This is a genomic window from Pseudonocardia sp. C8, from assembly GCF_014267175.1.
In the GTDB taxonomy this organism is placed as follows: domain Bacteria; phylum Actinomycetota; class Actinomycetes; order Mycobacteriales; family Pseudonocardiaceae; genus Pseudonocardia.
In genome coordinates, this window is sequence record NZ_JACMTR010000002.1 from 1,555,065 (window position 1) to 1,580,069 (window position 25,005).

General features: G+C 71.7%; 20 protein-coding genes. 14 read left to right on the forward strand and 6 right to left on the reverse strand.

The annotated features are described in order from the left end of the window. Positions 1-119 precede the first annotated feature (119 nt). The 4 genes from H7X46_RS07930 to H7X46_RS07945 all read left to right on the forward strand — a co-directional run bounded on the left by H7X46_RS07930 (position 120) and on the right by H7X46_RS07945 (position 3,782). On the forward strand, positions 120-992 hold the full coding sequence (locus H7X46_RS07930; protein WP_186358782.1) for a thermonuclease family protein: 873 nt from the start codon (positions 120-122) through the stop codon (positions 990-992). A 317-nt stretch (positions 993-1,309) separates the two neighbouring features. Beyond that, positions 1,310-1,726: a hypothetical protein gene (locus H7X46_RS07935; RefSeq protein ID WP_186358783.1), complete on the forward strand. Its 417-nt coding sequence runs from the start codon at positions 1,310-1,312 to the stop codon at positions 1,724-1,726. 53 nt (positions 1,727-1,779) lie between these two features. Continuing rightward, positions 1,780-2,172 carry a hypothetical protein gene (locus H7X46_RS07940; protein ID WP_186358784.1) on the forward strand — a complete coding sequence of 131 codons (393 nt, stop codon included), beginning with the start codon at positions 1,780-1,782 and terminating at the stop codon, positions 2,170-2,172. Beyond that, the gene (locus H7X46_RS07945; protein ID WP_186358785.1) at positions 2,169-3,782 is read left to right on the forward strand and encodes a hypothetical protein; all 1,614 of its coding nucleotides are present in this window, start codon (positions 2,169-2,171) and stop codon (positions 3,780-3,782) included. The genes H7X46_RS07940 and H7X46_RS07945 overlap by 4 nt, the downstream gene beginning before the upstream one ends. Before the next feature lie 1,128 nt (positions 3,783-4,910). On the opposite strand, the gene H7X46_RS07950 is transcribed toward H7X46_RS07945, so the two are convergent. Further along, the gene (locus H7X46_RS07950; RefSeq protein ID WP_186358786.1) at positions 4,911-5,768 is read right to left on the reverse strand and encodes a hypothetical protein; all 858 of its coding nucleotides are present in this window, start codon (positions 5,766-5,768) and stop codon (positions 4,911-4,913) included. Between the two features lie 71 nt (positions 5,769-5,839). Beyond that, positions 5,840-6,082, reverse strand: coding sequence for a hypothetical protein (locus tag H7X46_RS07955; RefSeq protein ID WP_186358787.1), 243 nt, complete (start codon positions 6,080-6,082; stop codon positions 5,840-5,842). 92 nt (positions 6,083-6,174) lie between these two features. On the opposite strand from H7X46_RS07955, the gene H7X46_RS07960 reads away from it, so the two are divergent. Further along, positions 6,175-9,033, forward strand: coding sequence for a LuxR family transcriptional regulator (locus H7X46_RS07960; protein WP_186358788.1), 2,859 nt, complete (start codon positions 6,175-6,177; stop codon positions 9,031-9,033). A gap of 1,172 nt (positions 9,034-10,205) precedes the next feature. On the opposite strand, the gene H7X46_RS07965 is transcribed toward H7X46_RS07960, so the two are convergent. From H7X46_RS07965 to H7X46_RS07975, 3 genes are all read right to left on the reverse strand, one after another. After that, positions 10,206-10,934 carry a hypothetical protein gene (locus H7X46_RS07965; protein WP_186358789.1) on the reverse strand — a complete coding sequence of 243 codons (729 nt, stop codon included), beginning with the start codon at positions 10,932-10,934 and terminating at the stop codon, positions 10,206-10,208. Between the two features lie 1,222 nt (positions 10,935-12,156). Next, positions 12,157-13,749 (reverse strand): DUF6777 domain-containing protein, encoded by a 1,593-nt coding sequence (locus tag H7X46_RS07970; protein ID WP_186358790.1) that lies wholly within the window; start codon positions 13,747-13,749, stop codon positions 12,157-12,159. A 450-nt stretch (positions 13,750-14,199) separates the two neighbouring features. After that, on the reverse strand, positions 14,200-14,862 hold the full coding sequence (locus tag H7X46_RS07975; protein ID WP_186358791.1) for a TetR/AcrR family transcriptional regulator: 663 nt from the start codon (positions 14,860-14,862) through the stop codon (positions 14,200-14,202). A gap of 141 nt (positions 14,863-15,003) precedes the next feature. Between H7X46_RS07975 and H7X46_RS07980 the strand changes: the two genes are divergently transcribed. Genes H7X46_RS07980 through H7X46_RS07995 form a run of 4 tightly spaced genes read left to right on the forward strand, consistent with a single transcriptional unit; the run spans position 15,004 to position 21,541 of the window. After that, the gene (locus H7X46_RS07980) at positions 15,004-16,152 is read left to right on the forward strand and encodes a saccharopine dehydrogenase family protein (protein ID WP_370589059.1); all 1,149 of its coding nucleotides are present in this window, start codon (positions 15,004-15,006) and stop codon (positions 16,150-16,152) included. 2 nt (positions 16,153-16,154) lie between these two features. Further along, positions 16,155-17,678 (forward strand): class I adenylate-forming enzyme family protein, encoded by a 1,524-nt coding sequence (locus tag H7X46_RS07985; RefSeq protein WP_186358793.1) that lies wholly within the window; start codon positions 16,155-16,157, stop codon positions 17,676-17,678. A gap of 15 nt (positions 17,679-17,693) precedes the next feature. Then, complete coding sequence (locus tag H7X46_RS07990) at positions 17,694-19,769, forward strand: hydantoinase/oxoprolinase family protein (RefSeq protein WP_186358794.1); 2,076 nt, start codon at positions 17,694-17,696, stop codon at positions 19,767-19,769. Further along, positions 19,766-21,541 carry a hydantoinase B/oxoprolinase family protein gene (locus tag H7X46_RS07995; protein WP_186358795.1) on the forward strand — a complete coding sequence of 592 codons (1,776 nt, stop codon included), beginning with the start codon at positions 19,766-19,768 and terminating at the stop codon, positions 21,539-21,541. The genes H7X46_RS07990 and H7X46_RS07995 overlap by 4 nt, the downstream gene beginning before the upstream one ends. Before the next feature lie 571 nt (positions 21,542-22,112). Here H7X46_RS07995 and H7X46_RS08000 read toward each other — a convergent pair. Further along, on the reverse strand, positions 22,113-23,036 hold the full coding sequence (locus H7X46_RS08000) for a sugar phosphate isomerase/epimerase (RefSeq protein WP_186358796.1): 924 nt from the start codon (positions 23,034-23,036) through the stop codon (positions 22,113-22,115). A gap of 181 nt (positions 23,037-23,217) precedes the next feature. Here H7X46_RS08000 and H7X46_RS08005 point away from each other — a divergent pair, with 181 nt between their 5' ends. The 5 genes from H7X46_RS08005 (at position 23,218) to H7X46_RS08020 (ending at position 24,970) form a co-directional block, all read left to right on the forward strand. Continuing rightward, positions 23,218-23,655, forward strand: coding sequence for a ChaB family protein (locus H7X46_RS08005; RefSeq protein ID WP_186358797.1), 438 nt, complete (start codon positions 23,218-23,220; stop codon positions 23,653-23,655). Positions 23,656-23,827: 172 nt separating this feature from the next. Continuing rightward, positions 23,828-23,995, forward strand: a complete 168-nt coding sequence (locus H7X46_RS08010; RefSeq protein ID WP_186358798.1) for a hypothetical protein — start codon at positions 23,828-23,830, stop codon at positions 23,993-23,995. A gap of 320 nt (positions 23,996-24,315) precedes the next feature. Further along, on the forward strand, positions 24,316-24,456 hold the full coding sequence (locus tag H7X46_RS08015) for a hypothetical protein (protein ID WP_186358799.1): 141 nt from the start codon (positions 24,316-24,318) through the stop codon (positions 24,454-24,456). Beyond that, the gene (locus H7X46_RS29480) at positions 24,453-24,575 is read left to right on the forward strand and encodes a hypothetical protein (RefSeq protein ID WP_255426097.1); all 123 of its coding nucleotides are present in this window, start codon (positions 24,453-24,455) and stop codon (positions 24,573-24,575) included. The genes H7X46_RS08015 and H7X46_RS29480 overlap by 4 nt, the downstream gene beginning before the upstream one ends. A gap of 116 nt (positions 24,576-24,691) precedes the next feature. Next, on the forward strand, positions 24,692-24,970 hold the full coding sequence (locus H7X46_RS08020; protein WP_186358800.1) for a hypothetical protein: 279 nt from the start codon (positions 24,692-24,694) through the stop codon (positions 24,968-24,970). Positions 24,971-25,005: the final 35 nt, after the last annotated feature.

Here is a 25,005-nt window from a genome sequence, read left to right on the forward strand (position 1 = left end):
GGCCCGGTGGGTGACGATCACCAGTTGTGACGACGCCCCCGGGCCCGGTGGTTGTCTACGTTGGTCGCGGCTCGACCATCAGACGTGGACGCTCAGAGCGGGAAGAGATGGTGCCCCCGATGGTGGAGATCGCGTTCGGGTTCCGGCCCGAGACCCGGCGGGTCTATGACGCGCCGCTGCTGCGTGGCGTGGACGGGGACACGGTCAACATCGATCAGTCGGTGCGGATGGTCTCGATCGACACCCCGGAAACCCACGTCGGCGGCAGCGCCCCCACCGCACAGGCCACGTTGGAGCGGTGCCGGCAGCGGCTCGAGACCGGCGTCTACGACGTCATCGATGCGGGGTTGCGGGCGCATCTGCTGGCCCGGCTGACCGCGGATGCGGCGGCCCGGCACCTGGCCGCCGGGGCGCGGGCGGGGCAGGAGTTCGCCCGGATGCGCGCTGAGCGCCTGGTCATCGACCCGGTCACGGGGGTGGGGAAGGTCGGGGTCGTGGTGACCGGGGAGGTGATCGAGGAGAACGGGCGGCTGCTGGCGTATGTCACCCCGTGGCTCAAGGCGCCGTTGCCGCCGCCGGAGGATCCGCGGCGGCGGACGTTCAACCTGCAGCTGGTCGAGACCGGCTGGGCCGCGTTGTTTCCGATCTATCCGTCGCTGCCCCGGGATGCGGACCTGACCCGCGCCATGCACGCCGCCGAGACCGCCTGGGCACAGAAGCTCGGCGCGTGGGCCGAGTTCGGAGCGGATCTGCTGCTGGGTTATGAGTACCGGGCTTGTCTCAAGCTCGGTGCCGTCGACCGCCCCGACGAGGCCCCGGTCGAGCCGGGCGAGCGTGTCGAGCAGGCCTTCCGGCGGGTCTGTGTCGACGTGCGCACTCGCACGATCCTGGGTCGCTTCGGCTACCACCAGATTGACCCCCCGTACCGGCTCTGGGTCTGGCAGGACGACCTCGACGAGGCCCGCCGAGTCCTGCAGCTCGTCGAACCCTGAGCTCCCGCCGACGTCCGACCAGCAGCCGGCCTGCTCCGTCCGGTCGCACCGGCGTCACAGAGCGAGGCCCTCGCTGCCTGCGACCGCCCGCGGCATGAGCGCCCTGTACAGCCTCGCGATCGAGGCCGGTCGGCCGCGCCCGCGCATCATGCCGCCTCGCTGCGATGCAAGAAGGCCAGCGCATCAACCACACACCGGTGGCGACGACGGCACCCGCCAACTGCGCCGGTGTCGTGGCGTTCCCCTCAACCCACACACCGCGTCTGCGTTGCTCGCAGAATATTGCGATCATCGCAAATCTGAGTACCGTCCGGGCCATGAGCGATGACGTATTCGCAGCGCTTGCGGCGTTGGCGTGTCCGGACCCGGTGGCGGTGGATCCGCCGGAGGCGTGGGCCGATCTGGCCGACGAGGTGGCCCGGGAACGGGCCGAGTTGGCCGACGAGCTGCGCAGCCAATGGGAGGTGGCCCCGGACCCGGTGGATCCGTTGTTGGCCGAGCTGGCCGCGGCGCGGCGGCAGGAGCTGGCGGCGCAGCGGCACAAGCGGCTGCTGGTGGCCTATGCCCGGGAGTTCAGCTCGCCGGGCCGGACCCGGCCGTACACCCTCGAGCAGCTCGCCGCCGCGGCCGGGATGTCGATCTCGGGGGTGCGGACCGCCTACGACGGCGACGACATCGACACCGTCGCCCGCGCCACCGGCGCCCACCGCCACCCATCCCGGGACGGCTCGTGAACCCCGCCCCGACCCACACCCCCGGTACACCCGCCGGGACGGGTACGGCGACGGTGGCTGAGCTGCGGGCCCGGCGGGACCGGCTACGAACTGAGCTGGCCGAGGTGACCGCGCAGCGCCGACAGGTCGAGGCCACCGCCGGCCGGGGCGTGGAGTGGGAACGAGCGATCGCGGTCGTACGGCGGGACCGGGACTCGGGCCGCTCGCCGCTGCTGCTACGCCAACGGGCGGTGTTCGAGCAGGTGATGGCCCAGTTCGAGCAGGTCGAGTACCTGATCGCCCGGCTGGCCACCCGCCTGTCCGACCCCGACGCCGACGTGGGGGAGCGCCGCCGGGGCCAGGCGGCCTGCGAGCGCGGCCTGGCCGCCATCCAGTGCCTGGTCGACACCCTGCGCGCCACCCCACCCGACGCCGCTGACGGTGTCCGGGGGAGGGGTGCGCGGTGAGCCGGGGCAAGCACGCCCGCCGCCGCGCGAACCGGAACCGGGCCACCCTCGAAGGCGAGGTCGCCGCCCTGACCGCCCAGCTGGTCCGGGAACGCAAGCGCCTCGACCAGGCCCGGGCCGGGGCGCGGCGCGCCGACACCGCGCAGGCGCGGCTCACGGCCGAGACCGCGGCGGCGGCAAGGGTGATGGCCCCGGTCGAGGCCGAGGCCACGCAGACCGCCGCCGCCGTGGGGCCGGCGTGCACAGTGTTGACCGAGGCGGCCCGGGAGCTGGCCCGCTGCGATGCCCGCCTGTCCCGCGCCGCAGGTCGGAGTGCGGACCCGGCGCGGCTGCGCACCGCCCTGAACACCGGGGTACGCGCGCACCTCGACTCGGTGCACCGCAGCGCCCCGTTGGAGTATCACCACGCCGCGTTCCGACGCCGCCGCGGTGTCGACACCCCGCTGTGCCGAACCCTGAACGTGGGCGGGTGGATCCCACCCGAGATCGCCGGCACCGACCACGACCGGATCGCCGCCCACATGGCCTCCCGGGCCGGCGAGCACACCCGCGCTGCGCTGTGGTGTTGGGCGGTGCCGCCATGGATGGGCCTGCCCGACGGCACCGACGCCCCGGGGCGCCGCACCGCACTCGGCGCCACCACCACCGGTGCCCCCGACCTGCCCGACGGCGAGTTCGGTGGCCGGCTCCGGGCCGGCGCCGTGGTGGGCACGCCGTGGCGGCACCGCCCCCTGGTCGCACTCCCAGAAGATGCGGTGGATCTGGCGTACTGGTATCGGCGCAGCGCCTGGACCCAGAACTGGCACCCGCACACCCGGCCGGTGCCGTTCTGGCTCGGTGACGAGCACGCCCACGGGTTTCCCCGCTCCCAACCGCTGCCGCCGGGCACCGACCGGCGGCTGCCCTTCCCCGCGGTGATCGTGGTGTTCGAATCCGGCTGGCAGCTGCCCGCCCGCCACCCCGACCCGCCCGACACCCGCGCCCCAACCGGACTCCTCTACGCCCGCGGACACGGCCCCACGACCCCGCCGCTGGAACAACCCCTCTACCGGCTTGCCCCCGGCACCCGCCGCGACGAGCTCGCCACCCCCCTCGAGTTGGTCGACCGTTACGGGGCCACCGTGGAAGGGCTGATCTTCACCGCCGACCCCGACGGCCACCCCACCGACGAGTTCGCCTGGTGCCTGGCCATCCACCACCCCTGGGGCCTCCCCCTGGGCCGGATCACCATCCCCGCCTCCCGCCGAGCCACCCACTGGACCACCGCCATCGACAACACCCTCGCCGGCGTCTGCCTCGCCCACTTCCACCCCACCGCGACCAGCACAGGTTCGCCCGGCGCGGACCCGTCGTCCGCCAACGCCGAGCCGCACGCACGCGACGACGCCGACGTCCACGTCCTCGACATCGCAGCAACATCACCCACCACTGGCTCGCACCGGACACCAGCACACGCGGCTGGGCGGGCGGCCCACCTGCGTCGCGCGACCTGGCGCTACCAGCCGGTCGGCCCCGGCCGACAACACCGACGCTGGACCTGGGTCCGCGCCACCATCGTCGGGGGCCGGGCTTCGTCGCGCTCGACGGTGTACCGACTCACTGATACGTAGTAGGCGTGGGTGCGGGCCGGCGCTCCGACGCCCTCGTGACGCCAGCGGACAGAGGCGGCGCGCCCTTCGCGCGAGAACGCCATCGTGACGGCTTGCGGGTGCGGCTGATCCGGCCGGGCGGCGCCCCTCGGCCCCGGATCCGCAGCAGGTGTCGGGTCCGACCCACCGGCATCCCGAACCCGAGCGATGTACCGCCGCCACCCCGGGCCGAGACGGCCCCCGAGCCGGTGCCCTGATCGTCGTCTCGGACGGGGGTACCAGACAAGCGCTGGCACGGGCTGAGGTGGCGATGACCTGGCTGCTCCGACCGGCCGTGTGCCCCGGTGGGCTGGCCGGCCGCGCTCGACGAACCTGTCCACGGGTTCCGGATCTCCACTTCGTGGAAGGGCCGCTTCGGTGCCTTCCGACACCGTCGGGCCCCGTGAGCGGCGGCTCCCGCGAGCAGTCGAGGATTCGTTGCGCCATACTGCGGCCTGCAGCCGGGGCCGTGCAGTAAGCGAGCCCCCTCATCATCAGTGTTGTTGATATGGGCTTTGTGACTAGCCACAGACCCAGGCTGCTGGGCGTGGCCGTACTGCACTGCCTGCCCGGATCGAGGCCGACGCCGCCAAGGAGCGCGCCGCCGACGCCGCCACCGCGGCCCGGGTCGCCGATACGGGGCTGAGGGAGGCCAAGCAGCGTCTCGACAATCTCAAGGCCGAACGGGATCGGCTCATTGCGATCGCGAACGATCCGACCAGGCCCTTCATCGAGCGCCTGGCCGCCCGAGCCCAGCTCAACGACCCGAGCCCCACCGGGCTGAGTGGCCGCATCGTCACCGCCACCAAGGACGCGGGCGCGGCCGCACGGAACAAGGACCAGGCCGACGCCACCAAGGCTGCGGCCGAAAAGGAGGCCGCCCAGACCGACCAGATCGCCCAGGGGAAGGAGAAGGATGTGGGACTGAAATCGCCGCCCCTGCGCCGCGCCGTGGAACCACCTCGACCAGGAATAGCGCGGTGGGCTCGGCAAGGTCCGCACTCGGCCACTCGGCCCGGTGTGCCCCCCTTTTGCTGTGCACCCAGCAGCACCGGTCAGCAACTTCGGGGAAGCACACCCGACCGGCCCGGCGGCTGGACTGCCCGCTCGCTAGGGGAGCTGTTCCAGCGTGCCGTCCACGACGAGCGTGGCGTTCTCGTTGTCGAGGAAGCCGTCGACGAACGGGTCGGCGCCGACGAGGCGCACTTTTCTTGTCGCACTGTCCAGCGGTCTGCCCGTGTGGCTGCCCGCCGTACCGGTGGTCAGTGTGATCGGGAGCTTCGAGTCGCCGGCCGGGAACGGCAGGTCGAAGAGCAGGGTGATGGAGAGCAGTATCGCTCCGGTGTTCTTTGTGAACGTGCCGTTCCCGCCGGCGATCCGGCTGACGACGACCGGGCCGTTGTCGGTCTGCACCGTGATGTCGGGGAACGAGCTGACGCTGACCGTCGTGCGTGGGCCGTTGAACAGCAGTCCGATCGACACCGGCACCGTGAACGGGCCGGGAGCCCGGCTGCTGCTCGTGGTCAGGGTCGCGGTGCCGTTGAGTTTGGTGGCCAGCGTGTCGGATCGGCGGATCTCGAAGTGCATGTCGTAGGTCATGTGTTCGTTGCTGGCACGGACCCGGTGCGTTCCGATGCCATCGGTTGCGGGGCTGAAGGTCCGGGTGAAGCCGGGGAGGACGTCGTCACCGCTTGTGGTGTCGTTCTCGATGCCGGTGACGCGGATGCTCAGGCTGCTCGCGGTCGTGACGAAGACCGACCGGTTGATGGCCGTCGTGCCGCGTCCGAGGTTGTCGTCTACGAAACTCTGGCTCTGCCCGTTGGCCGTGAGCGTGAACCTCGCTTCCGCCTCAGTACCGGGATCACTGATGGCGAGGACGTCGATCCGGGTGAATCGCACTTCCAGACCGATGCTGGTTGCTGTGGCGGTGGGTGTTGGAGTCTCGAGCAGGTCGCTGCGCTGTTGCATGTACTTCTCCTCCTGTGGGGCGTCCGTGCTCCTGCGAGATTTGGAGCGTCGGGCGTCGTGGGCGTCCCGGCCTACGGGATGGTGATCTCGCGGACTTCGACGATCTCGGTGCGGTCGGCGACGAACGTCGGTAGCAACCCGGCGGCCGATGCCGCGTTCTCGGCGTCGACCGTCCAGCACACTCGGTGGGTCCCGGTCAGGCAGGATGCGAGGGCGGGAGCCTTCCGCAGCGGGCTGTCGAAGCCTCGCCACGAGGCGAAGACGGACTGGCACTCGTCCGGTTGGTGGCGGTGCCAGAGAGCGAACCGACGCATACCCGACTGTCTCGTCCGTCGGGGTGCCTCCGGTATGCGGAGAATCCCTGATCCGGTAGCGCCCCGGGCCTGAGTCACGCGACCATGGCCTGGTGGGCGAGCGTGGTCGCCTCGTCGGACGAGCGAGCGAACTCGCCCAGATCGACGGGGTTGTCGAGCGGGTCGCCGCCGGATTCGGGGGCGGCCTGGTCGTCTCCGGAGCGCCGGGGATCGGAAAAACGAGCCTGCTCGGCGAGCTGGGAGCGCGAGCCGAGGCGCGGGGTTGGCTGGTGCTCGACGGGCGGGCCAGCGAGTTCGAGCAGAACGAGCCGTTTGCCGTGTTCCGGGACGCGCTCGATGCCTACCTCGGCTCGCTGGATGCTGGGATGCGGGCGGGGCTGCACCGGCTGCCCGCGCTCGCGGCGATCTTCCCCGGCCTCTCGGACCGGGGCGCGGCCGGTTCGCCGGTCGACCGGTTGTCCGCGCACGCCGCCCTGCGTGAGGTGCTCGCTCGGCTCGTCGGGGACCAGCCCGTGCTGCTCCTGCTCGACGACATGCACTGGGCGGACGGTTCCTCTGTGGACCTGTTCGGCTACCTGTTGCGGCGCCCGCCCCAGGGCCCGTTCCTACTGGCCGGGGCGTTGCGGTCGGGCCAGTGCCCGCCGCGGATGCGGATGGCGCTCGATGCCGCCGCACCGGTCGGCCGTCTCGTCGAGCTTCGTCTCGGCGCGTTGAGGCGCGCCGACGTGAGCCGGCTGCTCCGCGGATTCGACGAGGACGCCATCGACGCGCTCTACGCCGAGTGCGGCGGCAACCCCTTCTACCTGCACGCTGTTTCCGCGTACACCGGACCGGTTCGGGTGCACGCCGGGAGCACGACCGAGGTCCCCCCGGCCGTAATCGCGGCTGTGGCCTCCGAACTCCGCGCGCTGTCCGTGACCGGCCGGCGGGCCGCGGGGGCGGCCGCCGTCGCGGGCGACCCCTTCGACGTCGGCCTGGCCGCCGCGATCGCCCGGGTCGGCGTTGAGGAGTTCCTCGGTGCGGTGGACGAGCTGGTCGGCAAGGCCGTGATCGAGCCCACCGATGTCCCGGCTCGTTTCCGGTTCCGCCACCCGATCGTCCGTCGCGCGGTCTACGAGGGTTGCGGGCAAGGCTGGCGGATCGCGGCGCACGCCCGTGCCGCCGCAGTCCTCGGCGAGCAGGGGTTCTCCGCGCTGCACCGCGCGCACCATCTCGCGCGCAGCGCCGCCGTCGGCGACCTCGATGCCGTCGCGCTGCTTGCCGAGGCCGGCCACGCGGCCGCCCCGGCCGCTCCCGCGGAGGCCGCGCACTGGTTCGAGACCGCGGTCGGTCTCCTGCCCGACGGTCCGGAGCACGTCACACGCCGGATGGAGCTGCTCGCACCGCTGGCGCTCACCTCGGGCGCGGCCGGGCGGATCGAACCCAGCCGGGCGGCCGTCGACGAGCTGCTTGCGCTCGTTCCCGTTGAGCAGACCCCCGCCCGAGTGCAGCTCGTCGTGCTCCGGGCGTTTCTCGACCACGTCGCGGGCCGCCACGACGCCGCCCAGAGGATCATTGAGTGGGAGCAGGCCCGGGTGCCTCCGCACCAGCACGCCGAGCACGCCGTGCTGGAGGCCCACCTCGCGATCAGTGCGTTCGTCCGGGCTGACGACCGGGCCTTGGCCGCACACGGGACTCGGGCACTCGTAGGCGCCCGCAACGCCGGACGCGGACCGCTGCTGGCACTCGCGGCCGCGCTCGCCGCTCTCGGGGAGTACTTCGCCGGGCACCTCGACGCGGCCACCGCGGAGCTGGCGGAGGCGGCGGCGCTGGTCGACGCGATGCCGGACGAGGTGCTCGCCACGCAGCTGGATGCGCCGCTGATGCTTGCCACCACCGAGTTCAACCTCGACCGGCACACCGATGCGATCCGGCACTGCAGCCGCGGGCTCGAGCTGGCCATCGCGACCGGCCAGGTCCTGATGGTGCCGTGGCTGTACCTGACCCGAGCCTTGTCGCGGGCCTACACCGGCGACCTGGACTCTGCGCTGGCCGACGCCTCGACCTCCTACGACGCGAGTGTCATGAGCGGGAACAGCTTCACCGTCAGCCTTGCACTCGGGCTCACCGGCTGGATGCACCTGTGGCGCGACGAGCTCGGAGCCGCGCGTCAATGCCTCGACGAGGCGCTGCGGACATGCGCCTCCGTCCCCGCGGTGACGAGCACTGGCGGCGTGCGGCTCTTCCACGCCGAGACGATGCTGGAGACCGGTCACGCCGGCCAGGTGCCCGAGCTCCTGGTGGCCGGGGGGTCCCTGCCGCAGCGCCCGTGGCGAGGGCGGGCCTACCAGGTGCTCGTCCGGGCCGCACTCGTGGCTGGAGACCGCGCCGCGGCACGATCATGGCTGACTCGAGCGTGGGGCGAGCTCGGTGACGTCGCGGTCGACGCCCGCCAGACGGACCTCTGGCACGCGGAGGCAATGGTGCTGATCGACGCCGGCGCAGGGCCGGCCGCGGTGGCGGCCGCGCGGCGTGCCGTCGAGCTGGCCGACCGGGGCGGCGTCCCCGTGGAGGCCGGCCGGGCGCGCACGCTCGCCGGCCGTGCGCTCGTACTCGCCGGCGAACGGGCAGCGGGTGTGGAACTTCTCCAGTGCGCCGAGCGTGACCTCGCCGCGCTCGGCGCGTACCGCTACCGGGCCGAGGCGGTCCGCGAGCTGCGTCGGCTGGGCCGCCGGGTACGACGCCCGGTAGGGGCCGAGGCGACGGTCTCCACGCTGTCCGGGCGCGAGCACGAGGTCGCGCTGCTCGTGGCGCGGGGTCAGTCGAACCGACAGATCGCCACGCAGCTCGTGCTCAGCGAGAAGACCGTCGAGGCGCACGTGACCGCCGTGCTGCGCAAGCTCGGCGTGCCCAGCCGCGCAGCGGTCGGCGCAGCCGTTCTCGGCGGCGCCGACGTCCCGGCTCCTTGGTGACGGCTTCCCGCCCGCGAGGACTCACGTCCACCGCCGGCGCGGCGCCCTCACCAGGTGGGCCGTTTGTCGTGCGCGGGCTGGGCGATGCGCGAGCCGGACCGCCGCGCAGCGCATCGCCTCGGGTGGCGCCGCCTATCAGAGGACACGACGAGGACCACCACAGACCAGCGACGCGACGAGGCCCAGATTGTCCTTCCGGGTCGGTCGGGGCCTCGACGAACGCGTCGCCGAGACCCTCGGCCGGATCCGCGCACTCGATGAACTGACCGCGGCTCTGCTGCACGAGGACGACATCGCCCGGGCGGACGTGCTGCCCGGCGTTGTGAAGACGCATCCGCCGATCGTCGAGCTGCTCATCGAGCAACGGCAGGACGACGGGTCGGTGAGCCGTGGCAGACCAGCGATCGCCGCTGCCTCGGCAAGACCACCATGGCCCTGCTCGCCCCCGTCCCCACCGAGGAGGTGGCCAGCCGAGCTCATCACGGCACGATCCGACCTCCAGAGGACCCCGCGAGCGACTTACCCCACCCGAGGGGACGCCATCGTGTGTGGCGGAGGTGATGGGAAGTTGAGCCACGCACCGGGCGGAGGCCGTGTCGCAGCCCGACTCACCGGCTTGGTGCCGTCAGGAGGTGCATCGTCGAGGGTATGCCAACGCTTCGGCCGGTCTGTACTGATCTTGGTCGAGCACGGCTCGACATCTACATCGCTCGTGACCAGGATCGATGTGGACCGCTGACCACCGGTGACGACCATCGCAGAGCCCACCGGGGATCGGTCAGGTCGTCGGTGGGCTCCCGACCCGCCCACATCAGTGCAGGTCAGCAGCTTGTGATCAGTACTGGCCTGCGGGTAGCAGCTCAGCGCCTCGCTGCCGCTCAGCACCCGGCTGCTGATCCGGCTGCGGCTGGCCGTCGGGCTGCTGTTCACCGCCGAGCGGCTGCGCCACCGGGCTGCTCGTCACCGGGCGCAGACAAGACCAAGGCGCTCGATACCGTGAGCCCGCCGGCCGCGACAACTGTGGCGACCCAGCGGGGCATGTTCCTCACCGATCCGGCGAGCGGTACCGGTGGTGCTGACGGCCCAGCCGTAGAACATCCAGGCCTGACTGGCGCCGTCGGGAGCTCGCGGCTCCTCCCGGCGGTCGGCCGCGGAGAGTCATCGGCCGTGTGCTATCCGGTGGGGTCGGTGTGCTCGGGCCAGTCCTGCTGGTCGGTGGGCTCCCCCGAGCTCGAACGGAACTGCGCCTCGTGGCCGCCGACGGACGTGTCCTCAAAGTCGGCAGCGGAGAACAGAGATGCGTCGTTCGCCTCGGAGGATGCGGCGGTCTGGCCACCGCCGTCGTCCGACGCCGTGCCGGTGCTCGTGTCGTGCTGGTTGGTCTCCCGCTGGAACACCGAACCGTCCTGGGCTGTGCCTGCGCCCCGGCCGGGGTCCGGCCCGGCCGGCTCGACGATGTCCCGCCCCGGCCCGTACCAATCGATCCGGCCTTCCTCGCCATCTGGCCCGTCCGGGACCCGCCAGTCCGGGCGCTCGACCTCCGCCACGCCATTCGGGAACTCCGGCACACGGGCGCCGTGCCCCTCGAGCAGGCGGTCCGGCATCGGGTCGTCCCGGTCGCCGGTCGGGGCGAACGGTTCGGCGCCGAGCGCGGCGTTCCCGACGGTCGTAGCGGCGAACGACTCGGTCGGCGGGCTCCCGAACGGGGACGGACCCGTCGTGGGGATCGGCGTCAGCATTCCGTCCGTGTCGCGGGTGTCGCCTCCCGCCGGAGTGGTGCCGGGCGCCGTCGTGTGGAACGGTACCGCTGAGGTGCCGGTCGGCTCCCGGGTCCCGTGCACCACGTGCGGGCCGAACCCGAACATCTTCCCGACACTCTGGAAGAAATCGCCGAGGCCCATCGTCGTCGCCTCCGGATCCGTCGGAGCGGCGTCCGGCCGCACCGGTTGTGAATGCTCGAACGTTGCTCCCCGGAGGTTCTGAGAGCAAGCGGCATCGTCAGGATCGGGTACGGCCGGCGTGCGAGCCCGCACAGGTTCGGTAGATCATCCACGGCCTGGGACGTCACGGCCTCCCGTTCAAGGATCGGAGACGTGGGGCGGGCAGTAACGGGTCGGCCTCCCGGCAGGCGGCCTCAGCCGCGTCGGCGGCGGATGGCCCCGGGTCTTGTGGGTGAGCCTTGTGCCCGTCCAGCGACGATTGGCGCGGACTCGGAGCGTGACCGGCGTCTGTCAGCAGCGTCGGGTTCTCGGGCGTCGATACCGAGGTTTACGACCTTTGCGGTGTCGCTGCGGAGAAGCCGCTGGTCGCAGGTGGAAGCGGTCAGGGTGCCGTTTTGCTGCTGCACCACGGCGAGTTCGTCGCGCGCTCTGGTCGCTGCGACATACACCAACGACCGTGTGCGCAGTTCGGCGTCGGCGCGTTCGGTCTGGGCGAGCTCGGAGGCGCGCTGTCGTTCCGCTGCGGACTGCGTGCCGACGTCGGCGAGAACGAGCTAGGAGTACTCCATGCCCTTAGCGTGGTGCGTCGGTTATCACCGCTACAGGTCCCGGTCGGGGTGTCGCGGTCGAGGGGCGGCGCCGGCCATCCTGGCCGGTTCGCCCGCGTCGATCTCGACGGCGGCCGTCCCGGTGAGTTTGGTCAAGGCTGTGATACCTCAGTGAGCGGCGACGGGTTACGACAGATCGTCTATCGACGACTTGCCTCGGCGTGACACCACTCATGACACGAACTCGAGTTAAAGGACGTGGCGTCCACCCTCTGCCGAGGACGATGCGGCGAATGTCGTCGCAGGTCGTGGCCGTGGTGGAGGTCGTCAGCGCTCTTTACACCCGAGCGGTCGCAGGTTCGAACCCTGCCGCGCCCACCAGCACAGCGGCCCTTCCCCCGCATCGTGGGCCGCTAGGCACTGCCCCGGGTTCATTCGACCCGATCTCGGTAGGTGGTTCAGGCCGCGTGGGCGGTCCTTGGGGCCACGTGACCGGAGTATGCAGAACGGGCCCCTCGTGGCTCCGGTCCGACAACCGGAGCCACGAGGGGCCCTCTCGTTCTGTGCTGCTGATGCGGGAGGCGGCTGCCCCGCCGGGACGGAACCTCCTCAGATCGAGTTGTCGGGCGAGGTCATCACTGGCCGTCTCCTCCGGCGGGCTGCTCCGGTCGGGGCTCCTGCTGGCCGGGCTGCTCACCGGCGGCCTGCTCACCGCCGGCCTGTCCGCCGGGCTGCTGCCCACCGCCGGGTTCGTGCCCACCGCCGGGCTGCGGCTCGCCGCCGGGCTCCTGGCCACCGCCGGGCTGCTGCTCGCCGCCGGCCTGCTGCTCGCCGCCCGCAATCTGCTCGCCGTTGGGCTGCTGCTCGCCGGCAACGAGCTGCTCGCCGTCGGGTTCCTGCGCTCCGGGCTGCTGCTCGCCGGCCAGCTGCTGGTCCGGCTGCTGTTCGTCGGGCTGCTGTTCGGCGGGCTGCTGGACGAGGTCGGGTTGTGCCGGGTCCGGCTGCTGCGGGCCGAGCAGCTGCTGGGCGTCACGCTGTTGCGGCGTGGCGGGCGGCGACGGCAGCCCGGCCTTCTTCTCCTTCTCCCGTGCCTGCCGGTCGAGCTCGGCGGCTTCGGCGTCGGTCTTGGTCTTCTCGGCGTCGGCCTTGTCCTTGTTCTGTGCGGCCGCGCCGGCATCCTTGAGCGCGGTGACGATGCGGCTGCTGAGCCCGTTGGGGCCGTTGTCGTTGAGCTGGGCCTGAGCGGCCAGTCGATCGAGCAGGGGCTTGGTCGGGTCGTTGGCGATCGCGATGAGCCGCTGCTGTTCGGCGCGCAGGTTGTCCAGGCGTTGGCGAGCCTCGCGCAGCCCGGTGTCGGCGATCCGGGCCGCCGTGGCCGCGTCGGCGGCCCGCGCCTTGGCGGCGTCGGCCTCCACGCGGGCCAGCACGGCCGCCTTCACCAGGGCCGGATCGATCTTGGCCCCCGGTCCTGGGCCCGGCCCGGGGTTGGGGTTCGGCCCGGGGTTGGGTCGGGGGTTCGGGTTGGGGTTCGGGCCGGGGACGGGCTTCGGGTCCGGCTTCCCGGGCACCGCGACCACGGCACCCGTGGTGATGTTGACGAAGGTGTTGGTCGTGATCGGGGTCCGCGCCGGGGCGATGACGGTGACCTCGGGATCGCTGCTGGTGCCCTGGGTCAACGGGTTGCCGTTGTAGCACTTCACGGTCGGCTCACCGTAGCTGTTGATGAACACCGCGGTTCCCGGTGCGAGCACTGCCGGGCGGGCCACGAACGTGCCGTCGCGGTAGCCGTGGTCGACGACCGCGGTGTCGGCCCGCAGCACGACCGGGGTGAGGCTGTCCACGAACGCGGGGATGCCGGCCGGGGCGACCCCGAGCACCTGCGCCCAGGCGGCCGCCTTGGCCGGGTCGGCCTGCAGATTGGCGATCAACGCGGCGGCATCGCAGGCCGGTCGGGCCGGGTCCTGGGCGTACAGGCCGGGTGTGCCGCCCGCTTGTGGCCCACCGGCGGCCACGGAAGTGATCTCGGGCTGGTCGGTGCCGACCGGGGTCATGAACGGGTTGTCCCCGGCGTAGGAGACGGGCTGGAGCTCCTCACCCCCGGACCACCCGACGGTGGCCAGCGCCGCCCCGCCGCCCGCCGCCAGTACCACGGCGGCGACACCGGCGACGATCTTGCTGCGCGTACTGAACCCGGGCCGAGGCGGCGGATGAGGATGAGCGGTCGGCATTCCGTAGTGCTGTGCGGCAGGATCGCCAGGCGGGTAATTCATCTCGGCTCACTTCTCGGTGTTGTCCGAATCGTTGTTGGCCACGGGCTGTTCCGAGAGCGATTGCCGTGTTCATACGGACTTCGCCGGCCGAAACTTCCTCGTGAGATGCCCAACTGTTCGGCAGTGATGTTGGTGTAGCCATCGGGTCACCCCCCGAGCTCGGGGTGGTGGCACCACTCCTGACGGCGGAGTTGTCCCTACCGCCCCTGCAATTCCTGATCTCTGGAACGTAAACCGGAGCCCGAACGTGGTCCTGGACGAGTGCGCGGTCCCGGTACGAACTGCCCCGAGGAAGTACGGCACGGAGACGACGGACGGCCCGACGGGACCGGGCATCAATCACCTCGACCGCCTACACGCGATCGCCCACACACGAGTGCCGGGAACGCCCTGCAGGGCGTCGACGGGTCAGCTCGTTGCCGGGCGCATGCCGACCATGCGTTCGGCGAGGGAGACGTAGTGCGCCGCGATCTCCGCAGGCTCCAGTCGCCCCTCGGGTCGGTACCAGCTCACCACCTGCTCGCACATGGTGATCAGGGCGAACGCCGTGACGGTGACGTCGTCGAGCAGGAAACAACCCGCCTGTACACCACTGCGCAGGATCGCGCGGTACTCCTCCAGCACGGTCCGCTGCAGTGCGGTGATCTGCTTCCGATGGTCTGCGGTCAGGGCGCGACCGAGCTGGGCGGCCCGGATCATGATCTCGTAGCGTTCCACGTCGGACCGCCAGCTCAGCTGGAACAGCACGTGGTTGCGCACCATCTCGCGGAGGCGGTCGTCCGGGGAGCGGTCCTTGTCGACGGACGCGGCGTCGACGAAGCGTGCGAGGTAGTCCTCGATGATCGAGAAGAGGATCTCCTCCTTCGAGGCGAAATGCCAGTACAGCGCCGGAGCCTTGATGTCCAGCTGTCGAGCGATCGCCGCGACCGTGGTGCGCTCGTAGCCGTTCTCCGCGAACATCTTCCGGGCGACGTCGAGCACGCGCTCACGGGTGCTCTGCACGTCCCCGGAGGCAGTCGCCGAACGCTCCGACCCCACCGCGTCCACGCCTGCCGGCCGCCCCTTCGTCATGCACGCAACGTACGTGCTCGCCCGACGTCGCGGCACCGGCAGGGTTGACAGCCGCCATCGGGCACTCCATTCTCCGTGTGCCCTTAACGGTATTAAAGAAGATCAATCTTCGGGTGGAGGCACCAGGTGCGTGCGGTCGTCGTGGGCGGGGCAGGATGGATGGGGAGCACGGCGGCGAGGACGGCTGCCGCGTTCCCGGAGTTCGCCGAGATCGTGATCGCGGACCGCAACCGCGGCGAGGCCGAACGCGTTGCCGACCACATCGGCCCGAAGGCCCGCGCCGTCGCGTTCGACGCCGACCGCGACGACCCCGGCGAGCTCCTCGACGGCTGCTGGGGCGTGCTCAGCACGCTCGGCCCGTTCACCCGCTTCGGGACGCGCATCCTGGCTGCGGCGATCGAGGCCGGTTGCCGGTACGTCGACATCAACGACGACTGGGAGCCGACGCTCGACGCACTGGAACTCGACGCCCGGGCCCGCGACCGAGGGGTCACCGCCCTGATCGGAATGGGCGCGAGCCCCGGGGTCACGAACCTCCTGGCCGTCCGCGCCGGCCGGGAGCTCGACGAGACCGAGGAGCTCATGACCGGCTGGGCCCTGGCGGGCACCAGCCCGGAGGTTCCAGGGAGCGGACCGAGTGCAGCGATGCTCCACTTCGTCCACCAGTGCACCGGGACGATCCCCGTGGTCGAAAACGGCGACTGGCGCGACGTGTCCCCGTTCCAGGTCGTGTCGCTCGATTACCCCGGGATCGGCGAGATCCGGACGAGGACGATCGGGCATCCGGAGGTCGTCACGCTTCCGCGGGCGTTCCCCGGTCTGCGACGCTGCGCGAACCTGATGTCCGGGCCCGAATGGTATTTCGAGCGGGTCCACGAGGTCCTGGCCCGGGTCGAGGCCCGGACGCTCACCGACACCGAAGCGGCGGTGCAACTCGACCAACCGCAGGCCCGTCCCGCCGACGCGCCGCCGACCGTCCGTACGCCCACGTTGTGGGCCTGGGCTTCCGGAGTCCGCGATGGTCGACCCACCACGGTCGGCGCGGGCCTCACCCGGTGGCCCGCCGGAAAGATGGCCGGGTCGACCGGGATCCCGGCCGCGATCGGCCTGCGGCTCCTCGCGCGGGGGGACATCACCGCAACCGGCGTGGTCACCCCCGAGACGGCCGTCCCGGCCGATGCCTTCTTCGCCGAGTTCGATCCGTTCTGCACCCAGCCGGACGGGACCGACGGTGCTCTCGTCTCGGTGACGCGCGGTGAGGTGACCGCGATGCCGCAGGGGAGTCGCTGACCATGGTGGACACACTGACCGGCTACGTCGATGCCTGGGCCCGGCACACCCCGGACGCGATCGTCCTCAGCGAGGCGGGGACCGAGCTCGGCTACGCCGCCCTGCAGCGGCGGATCGACCAGGACGCGGGCAGGCTGCGCGCGCTCGGCGTGGCCCGCGGCGACCGTGTCGCCCTGGCAGGCGTCAACACGATCGACTGGGTGTGCGCGTTCCTCGGTGCCCTACGGCTGGGTGCCGTCATCGTCCCGCTGAACTCGCGACTCGGCGCGGGGCAGATCCGGCCGTTGCTCGATCTCCTCGAACCTGCCGTCGTTCTCGCGGACGACACCCAGGAGCCGTTGCTCGAGAGCCTGCCGCCCGGAACGGTTCCGGTGTACCGCATCTCCGGGAGCGGCGACATGGCCGGCCGGTTCGCGCACGTCCGACCGGAACCGCTGCCCCCGCCGGACATCCGGCCCGAGGACCCCGCCCTGCTCGCGTTCACCTCCGGTACCACCGGAGCCCCCAAAGCCGCGATCATCTCGCACGGTTCGCTGCTGGCCTCAGCGCGCAGCTTCCGTCCCCACCTGCGCCTGACGGCCGCATCACGGACCACGGTCCTGGTTCCGCTGTTCCACAACACGGGCTACGTGGACCAGCTCGCCCACATGATCGTCGTCGGTGGGCAGGTCGATCTCGTCCGTCGGTTCGGCCGCAGCGACGCGATCACGGCGATGACCCGACGGCCGCCCGACTACCTGGCGATGGTGCCCAGCATCCTGCGCATGCTCATGCTCACCCCGGAAGCGGACACGGTGTTCCGCGACTGCACGGTGATCGTGCTGGGCGGTGCCGCGTTGCCCGCGGCATGGAGTGCCGAGATGCGCGCTCGTTGGCCGGAGATCCGGATCCTGTCGGGCTACGGGCTCACCGAGTTCACCTCGGGGAGCCACGTGCTCCCCGCCGAGATGCTGGGCGCCCACCCCGATGCCGTCGGCTACCCGCTCGACGGCGTCGGGTGCACCGTCCGCGCGGTGGACGGCACCCCCTGCCGCCCGGGCGAGCCGGGTGAGGTGTGGCTGCGGGGACCGATGCGGATGACCGGCTACTGGCGCCGCCCGGACGCCACGGCCGCCGCGCTCTCCGGCGAATGGCTTCGAACCGGTGATCTCGGGACGGTCGACGCCGACGGACTGCTGAGACTGCACGGCCGGATCAACCAGGTGATCAACCGCGGCGGCGAGAAGATCCTCCCCGGTGAACTGGAGGACCTGCTGAGCGCCTCCGACGCCGTCGCCGAGGTCGCCGTCGTCGGACTCCCGGATCCGCTGCTCGGCGAGCGCGTCGCCGCTGCCGTGGTGCTCAAGTCCGGGCGACGCCTCGACACCGGCCCGTTGCTGCGCCTCCTCGACGGGAACGTGCCGGACTACGCGATCCCCGAGACCGTCGTCGCGGTCGACGAACTGCCGCGCAACCCGACCGGGAAGGTGGACCGGGCAGGCACCGCCGAGCTGCTCCGCCACCGCGCCGACCTCTCCACCACCTGATCCGGAGGAACCTCCATGGGCACACGCATCACCGTCGACACCGGTGGCACCTTCACCGACGTCGTCGTCGCGGACGGCTCGGGCTCACTGTCCCTCGGCAAGGCACTCACCGATCAGCAGCGCATCTCCACCAGCATCCGCGAGGGCCTCGCGGCCGCCTGCGAGCCGCTGGGGCGCTCCGCGGACGACGTGCTCCGGGAGGCGGACGTCTTCGTCTATGCCACCACCCGCGCGACCAACGCCATTCTGGAGGGGACGACGGCACGCACCGCGCTGCTGACGACGGCGGGCTTTCCCGACGTCCTCGTCCTGCGCGAGGGCGGACGCAGCGACGCGTTCGACTTCACCGTGCCGTTCCCCGAGCCGTACATCCCGCGGCGGCTGACCTTCGAGATCACCGAGCGGATCGGCGCCGAAGGCGGGGTGGTCCGCGAGCTCGACGAGGCAGCGGCGGTCGAGACCATCCGCGGCCTCGCCGAGCGGGGCGTGGAGGCCGTCGCGGTCTGCCTGCTGTGGTCCATCGCGAACCCGGCCCACGAGGTGCGGCTCGGGGAGCTCCTCGCCGAGCACCTGCCGGGCGTGCCGGTGACGCTCTCGCACAGGCTCAACCCGATCCTGCGGGAGTACCGCCGCGCCTCGGCGACCGCGATCGACGCCTCGCTCAAGCCACTCATGCAGGCCCACCTCGCCGGCCTCGAGCAGGACCTGCGCGCGCACGGATTCGGCGGTGAGCTGATGGCCGCGACATCCTTCGGCGGTGTGATGCACGTCGGTGACCTGGCCGAGCGGCCCATCTACAGTGCCCGCTCGGGGCCGTCGATGGCGCCGGTTGCCGGCCGCGCCTACGCGGGCGAGCAGGCGGCTCGTCACGATGTCATCGTCTGCGACACCGGTGGGACGTCGTTCGACGTGAGCCTCGTGCACAACGGCGAGATCGTCTTCACCAGGGAGACCTGGCTCGGCGGCACCTACTCCGGCCACCTCACCGGGCTCGCATCGGTCGACGCGCGCAGCATCGGGGCGGGCGGCGGATCGATCGCCTGGGTCGACCCGGGAGGGCTGCTGCGCGTCGGTCCGCGCAGCGCCGGCTCCGAACCCGGTCCCGCCGCCTACGGCCGTGGCGGAACCCTGCCGACGGTCACCGACGCGGCGACGGTGCTCGGCTACCTCAACCCGGACACGTTCCACGCAGGCCGGATGCGACTCGACGCCGACGCGGCCCGCGCCGCCGTCGGCAAGCTGGGCGCCGAGCTCGGCCTCGACACCGAAGCATGCGCGGCGGCGATCTTCGCCATCGCGAACGAGCACATGGTCCGGGCCATCCAGGAGCTGACGGTCAACGAGGGCGTCGATCCCCGCGACGGGCTCGTCGTCGCCGGGGGTGGCGCGGGTGGCCTCAACACCGTGGCCATCATGCGCGAGCTCGGTTGCCGCCGGGTTCTCGTGCCGCGCACCGCGGGCGGGCTGAGCGCGTGCGGCGCGCAGTTCTCCGACATCATCCAGGAGTACTCGGCCACCCGGCCGACGTCATCGGCCGCGTTCGACTTCGACGGCGTCGAGGCGGTACTGGCGGGGCTGCGCCGTCGGGCACAGGACGCGGTCGTCGGACTGCAGGCGCGTGGTTACACCAAGTCCCGGATGCAGCTGGCGGTCGAGGCGCGCTACCAGCAGCAGAACTGGGAGATCGAGGTTGTCCTGCCGTCGACCGGGATCGCCTCGGCCTCGGACGTGGACGCGCTCGTCACGGCCTTCCACGACGAGCACGAGCGCCTCTTCATGGTCCGCGACCCCGACTCGCCCGTCGAATGCCTCGTCTGGCGGCTGCGGCTGGTGATGGAAACCGGCGCCCCGGCTCCCGCCGCCACGCCCGTCGAAGGTCCGGTCGAGGCCGCCGTTCACGCGCGCAGGCCCGCGGTGTTCGACGGGAGCGTGCACGACACCGCCGTCGTGGCCGGGACCGACCTGCGCCCCGGCAACACCCTCGCCGGCCCGGCCGTCATCGAGGAACCCACGACCACGATCGTCCTGCCGCCCGGCGCGACGGCCGTGGTCACCGCCACCGGCGACTACCTGATCGAGGTCGGATCATGACGCACACCGTCGAGGACCCCACCCTGCTCGCGATCCTCGCCAACCGGCTCGAGGCGATCGGACGCGAGATGACCAACACGATGCTGCGCACCGCCCGGTCGGCGGTCATCGGCACGGCCAGGGACTTCTCCTGCTCGATCGTCACGGGGGACGACCGGCTGCTGGCCTCCAGCGCCGGGCTTCCGGTCCACATCTTCGGGTCCCACCTGCAGTCGGCCGCGATGCGGGAGCTGCATCCGGATCTCCGCGACGGCGACGCCTACCTGCACAACGACCCGTACCTGGGCAACACCCACCACGCCGACCACACCATCCTGGTGCCGGTCTTCGTCGACGGGGAGCACCTGTTCACGGCCGTCGCGAAGGCCCACCAGGCCGACATCGGCAACTCGCAACCCACCACGTACATGCCGTTCGCCCGCGACGTCTACGAAGAGGGCGCGATCAGCTTCCCCTGCGTCCGTATCCAGCGCGACCGGACCGACATCGCGGAGATCATCCGGATGGCGCGCAGGCGCATCCGGGTCCCCGGGGTGTGGTACGGCGACTACCTTGCCGCGTTGGGCGCGGCCCGTATCGGGGAACGACGGCTCCAGGAGCTCGTCGAGCGCTACGGCGCGGACACGATCCGGCAGTTCGTCGAGAGCTGGTTCGACTACTCCGAGCGTCGGATGCGGGAGGGCCTTCGGGCCATTCCCTCCGGTCGCTACGTCGGGCGGGCGACCCACGATCCCGTTCCGGGCGTCGAGGAGGGCGTGCCGGTCACCGTCATCGCGGACGTCGACGCCGAGCACGGCCACGTCGTGATCGACCTGCGGGACAACCCCGACTGCGTGCCTGCCGGGCTGAACCAGAGCGAGGCGACCGCCACCAACAGCGTCGTCACGGGCCTGTTCAACGTGCTCGACAGCGACATCCCGCACAACGCGGGCAGCTTCCGCTGCATCGAGGTGCTCCTGCGGGAGAACTGCGTGGTCGGCATCCCGCTCCACCCCACCTCCTGCTCGATGGCGACCACCAACGTGGCCGACCGGCTGGTGAACGCGACCCAGGCCGCGTTCGCCGACGTCGGCGGCCGCGGGCTCGCGCACGGCGGAGCGGCCATGGGCGCGGAGTTCGGCGTCATCTCGGGTACCGATCCGCGCCGGGGCGACGGGCCGTACGTCAACCAGATCGTGCTGGGCAACAACGGCGGTGGGGCGGCCGCGGACACCGACGGCTGGCTGACCCTCGCCCTGCCGGTGACCGGCGGGGTGCTGAACCGCGACTCGGTCGAGGTGATCGAGGAGAAGTACCCGGTGCTCGTCGAGTCCCTCCGCTTGATCACCGACGGCGGCGGCGCCGGCCGGCGGCGAGGCGCACCACCCGCCGAGGTCGTCTACGGACCCCGCGAGTCACCGATGTTCGTGGCGTTCGCCGGCGACGGCGCCCACAACCCGGCGAAGGGCGTGTGCGGAGCCCGGGACGGGCTCGCTGCCACGGCCCAGGTCCTCGGCCGGACGGCGGAACCGATCGACATCCCGACCATCGGCGTCGAGCAGCTCGTCCCCGGCGAGCGCCTGCGGGCGAACGCCGCGGGCGGCGGAGGATACGGCGACCCGCTCGACCGCGAACCCGAACTGGTCCGCACCGATGTGCTCGAAGGCTGGGTGTCCAGCACCGCCGCGCACGACGTCTACGGGGTGGTCCTGACCGGGGGCATCGACGACGAGACCCTGGCCGTCGACCGACCCGCGACCACCGAGCTCCGCCGACGACGCCGACCGTCCTGACCTCACACGTCCGGTCCCAGCTCGGTCACGTTGGACCTCCTCTTCTCCGCGTTGCGGGAACGACGCTTGACAGCGTGTGATGTCCGTCGCAGGATTGGTCAATCGACTCAGTCGTGTGGCCAAGCTTGGGTGGGCGTCGAGTGGACCGGACGAGTTCCCCGAAGTCGGAAGGGCCGGATGACCGAAGTGACGCCGTCCATCGGGACGTCACCTGCGGGTACCGCAGGTACCGACCTCAGGATCGAGGACGGTGCGAGCTCGGTCGTGCGGCTACCGACCGGTGCGCCGGTGAACCCGAGTGGAGGCCCCTGGGCAGGCTGGATCGCCATCACGTCGTCATGGCCACCGGTGGTCGGGGGCCGGTCGGCACGGTTCCGATCCGATGCCGTCGAGGGAGAGCAGCTGAGATGGTGATGGCCGAGAAGGCGTCCGGATCCGCGCAGAAGGGCACTGAGTCGTCGGCGCCGGTACGGCAGGTCTGACGGCGGCCACCGTGACCGGTGAACGTGGCCGTCGGCCGACATTCGCCCCCGGATCCGGACCGGACCCGGCCGGCCGGGTCGCCGCGCCGTCACCCCTCGACGGTGATCAGCGGACGCAGCGTGCGGTGGCCGAGTTCGATCCCGGTGCGCACCTGCTCGGGGCCATCGCCCCACACCGGGTCCTCGTGCTCGATGGACACGACGCCGTCGTAGCCGCCCTCGTGCAGCACGTCGACCAACCGGCGCCAGTCGATCTCTCCGAGGCCGGTCGCCCGGTAGCGCCACCACGGCTCACCCGGTTCGCCGGCTCCCTCGACCGCGCCGGGGTAGCCGTACCGGTCACGGACGTCCGGGAACGTCTCGACATCCTTGGCCTCGACATGGCGGACCCGGTGGACGTGGGGACGCAGCGCGGCGATCGGGTCGATGCCCAGCGGCGGCAGGTGGGACGGGTCGAAGTTCAGCCACAGACCGAGGTCGAAGGCCCACTCCCAGAGCTGGGGCGAGTACGCCAGGTTGCCGGGGTAGCCGTCGGGGTGCCAGTCCGGTTTGGGGCAGTTCTCGACCATGAGGTCGACCCCGAGCTCGCCCGCGTGCTCCACGAGCGGGGTGAGCACCGTCTCCGCGTCGGCGAGGTCGGCGGCGACACCGACGGACGGGTTGCGGCCCACGAACATGCTGACCGGGGCACCGCCGAGGTCAGCGGCCGCGTCGATGCACGCGTGGAGGTGGCGGTGCACCCGGGCGCGGCGCGCGGGGTCGGGGTGCAGCGGGTTGTCGTTGTAGGCCAGGGCCGACAACGTCAGATCGTGGCGGCCGAACAGGCTGCGCACCCGCTCAGCCGTGCCGGGATCGCACCGCGTCGCATCCAGATGGGTCGCCGCGCCCGGTTCGGTCGAGCCCGCCGGCCACGCCGCCACCTGCAGCGCCTGCAACCCAGAGTCCTCCGCCCAGCGGGCGAGATCCTCCAGCCGCTCGTCGGGTAGCGCTGCTGTCAACATGCCCACACGCATGCACGACCACCTCCTGGTCGGGGCTACCCGCACCGGCGCGCTCCGCACCTCCCCGCGACCGTGGCGCCGTCCGTGATCTGTCCTCGGGCAGGGCGCAGTCGCCGACGTCCTTCGTCCGAGCGACTCACGGCCGCGGCACCGGGTACCCGCCCGCGACACCGACCTCGAAGAGGTGGGGCAGATGCCGGGCAAGCACGAGCAGGCCGAACAGATGCGCGACGACGTTCCGTCGACGATCGCGCGTTCGGACGACAAGGCCGTGCGCACCTACAAGAAGGCGTTCGAGTCGGCGGAGGACACCTACGGCAGCGGCGAGCGCGCACGTCGCACGGCGTTCTCGGCGTTGAAGCACACGCACGAGAAGGTCGGAGACCACTGGGAGCCCAAGGAGGGCGCGGGTCCGTCCGACCCGCAGGCCGAGAAGGGCGCCGGCGAGGTCCGCCGCGGCGACAGCAGCGAGACGGCATCCGGGGTGGACACGAACGCCGCGAAGGATCATCTCGTCGACGTCGCCGAGCGCCTGGGCATCCAGACCCCGCAGAACCTGAAGAAGCCGGACCTCGTCGCCGCGATCGAGAAGGCCAACGCCGGCGCGACCCGCAGGGCCCGTGAGCGCTAGCCGGCCGGCGCCAGGTCCGGGTATGACGACGTCGACCCGCCCTCGCAGACCAGCCGCCCGGGCGCGGTCAGCTGCCTGCAACTGGTGAGGCAGTGTCGGAGCGGTCCCGCGCGGGTACGACGAGGCCGACCAGAAGACCAGCATCGACGAAGGCAGGACACACATGGGACTGATGGACAAGCTGCGTGAGATCTTCAACCGCCCGAGCCGGGCTCCGGAGACCGCGGGGCCCAGAGTCGTCGACGAGCCCGACGCCAAGAGCACCCCGTCCCGCGCCGCCACCACCGACGAGCGCACCGTCGGCACCGATACCCGCGTCCGGCGCGACGAAGCGCGCTGACGACTCCTCGCCACCGGGGCCGCGGCCCACGAAGCCACGCGGCCGGCGGCCCAGCGGCCTTGCTCGGCGACGTCGACGGGCTCGACACCGCCGGGAGTGCGAGCGCCGTCTCGGCGACCAGTTTCTGGAGTGGGACCTCGCCATGTCAGGCCGGGGTGCGGGCATCGTCGATCAGAGGTCGCCAGGCGGCGCGGACCCAGGGGGGCGCGCGTGGGTCGGGTCCAACCGCCTTGTCACGACATCCTGAAAGGGGTCGCCGAGTAGCTCGAACTCGGCTCCGGCCCGGACACCCGGGCACCGGGAGGGCCGCGGGCGGGCTGTTGCTCGTGCTGGCGGTCGTCGTCGCGTTCGCCGTCCGTCGGCTGTGGCGCGGTCTGCGACGGTTCGTCGGGAACAACCAGCATCTCCTCAACCGCGCCCGCGACGAGCTGCAGACCCGGAACATGTGCGCGCGAGCATGACAGCGGGCACCGACCGGGACGTCCGAGCGCTGGGCGAGTCCACCTCGGACGGCGCCGCGGCCCTCCGCGCGGGTATCGAGTTCCTGCAGGCGCAGGTCCGCAGCCGCCCCGATCAATGATGAACGTGTTTCGCGCGGCCGAGCGGAGCGCGAAATGGAACTCGGTATTGAGCCGCCCGACGAGAGGTAGGTCGCCCGCGTCGATGGCTTGACGGCATTCGACGAGCGAGAGCGTCATGTTCTCGATGTCGTCGCCCGGCCCACAGGTCCTCGATGTGCAGTGTCGCCGGGCCCTCGTGCACGCCGATGTCGGCGATCTGGCCATCGGAGCGGACCAGGTCCGCAGCCAGCCCGAAGGCTGCCAGAACCTGGGTGTTCCGTCGCCACCGGACAACGGGGTGCCGGTCGTCGGAAGCACGCAGCTTCCGAGCTCCGACGGCTGTCATGTCCAGGTAGCCGTTACGCAGGGTGCAGATTCGGGCCGTGCCGGCGTTCTCGCCAACCTGTCGTGGTGACCGTCGGCCTGAGCTCTCCCGGTTTACCGGAGTCC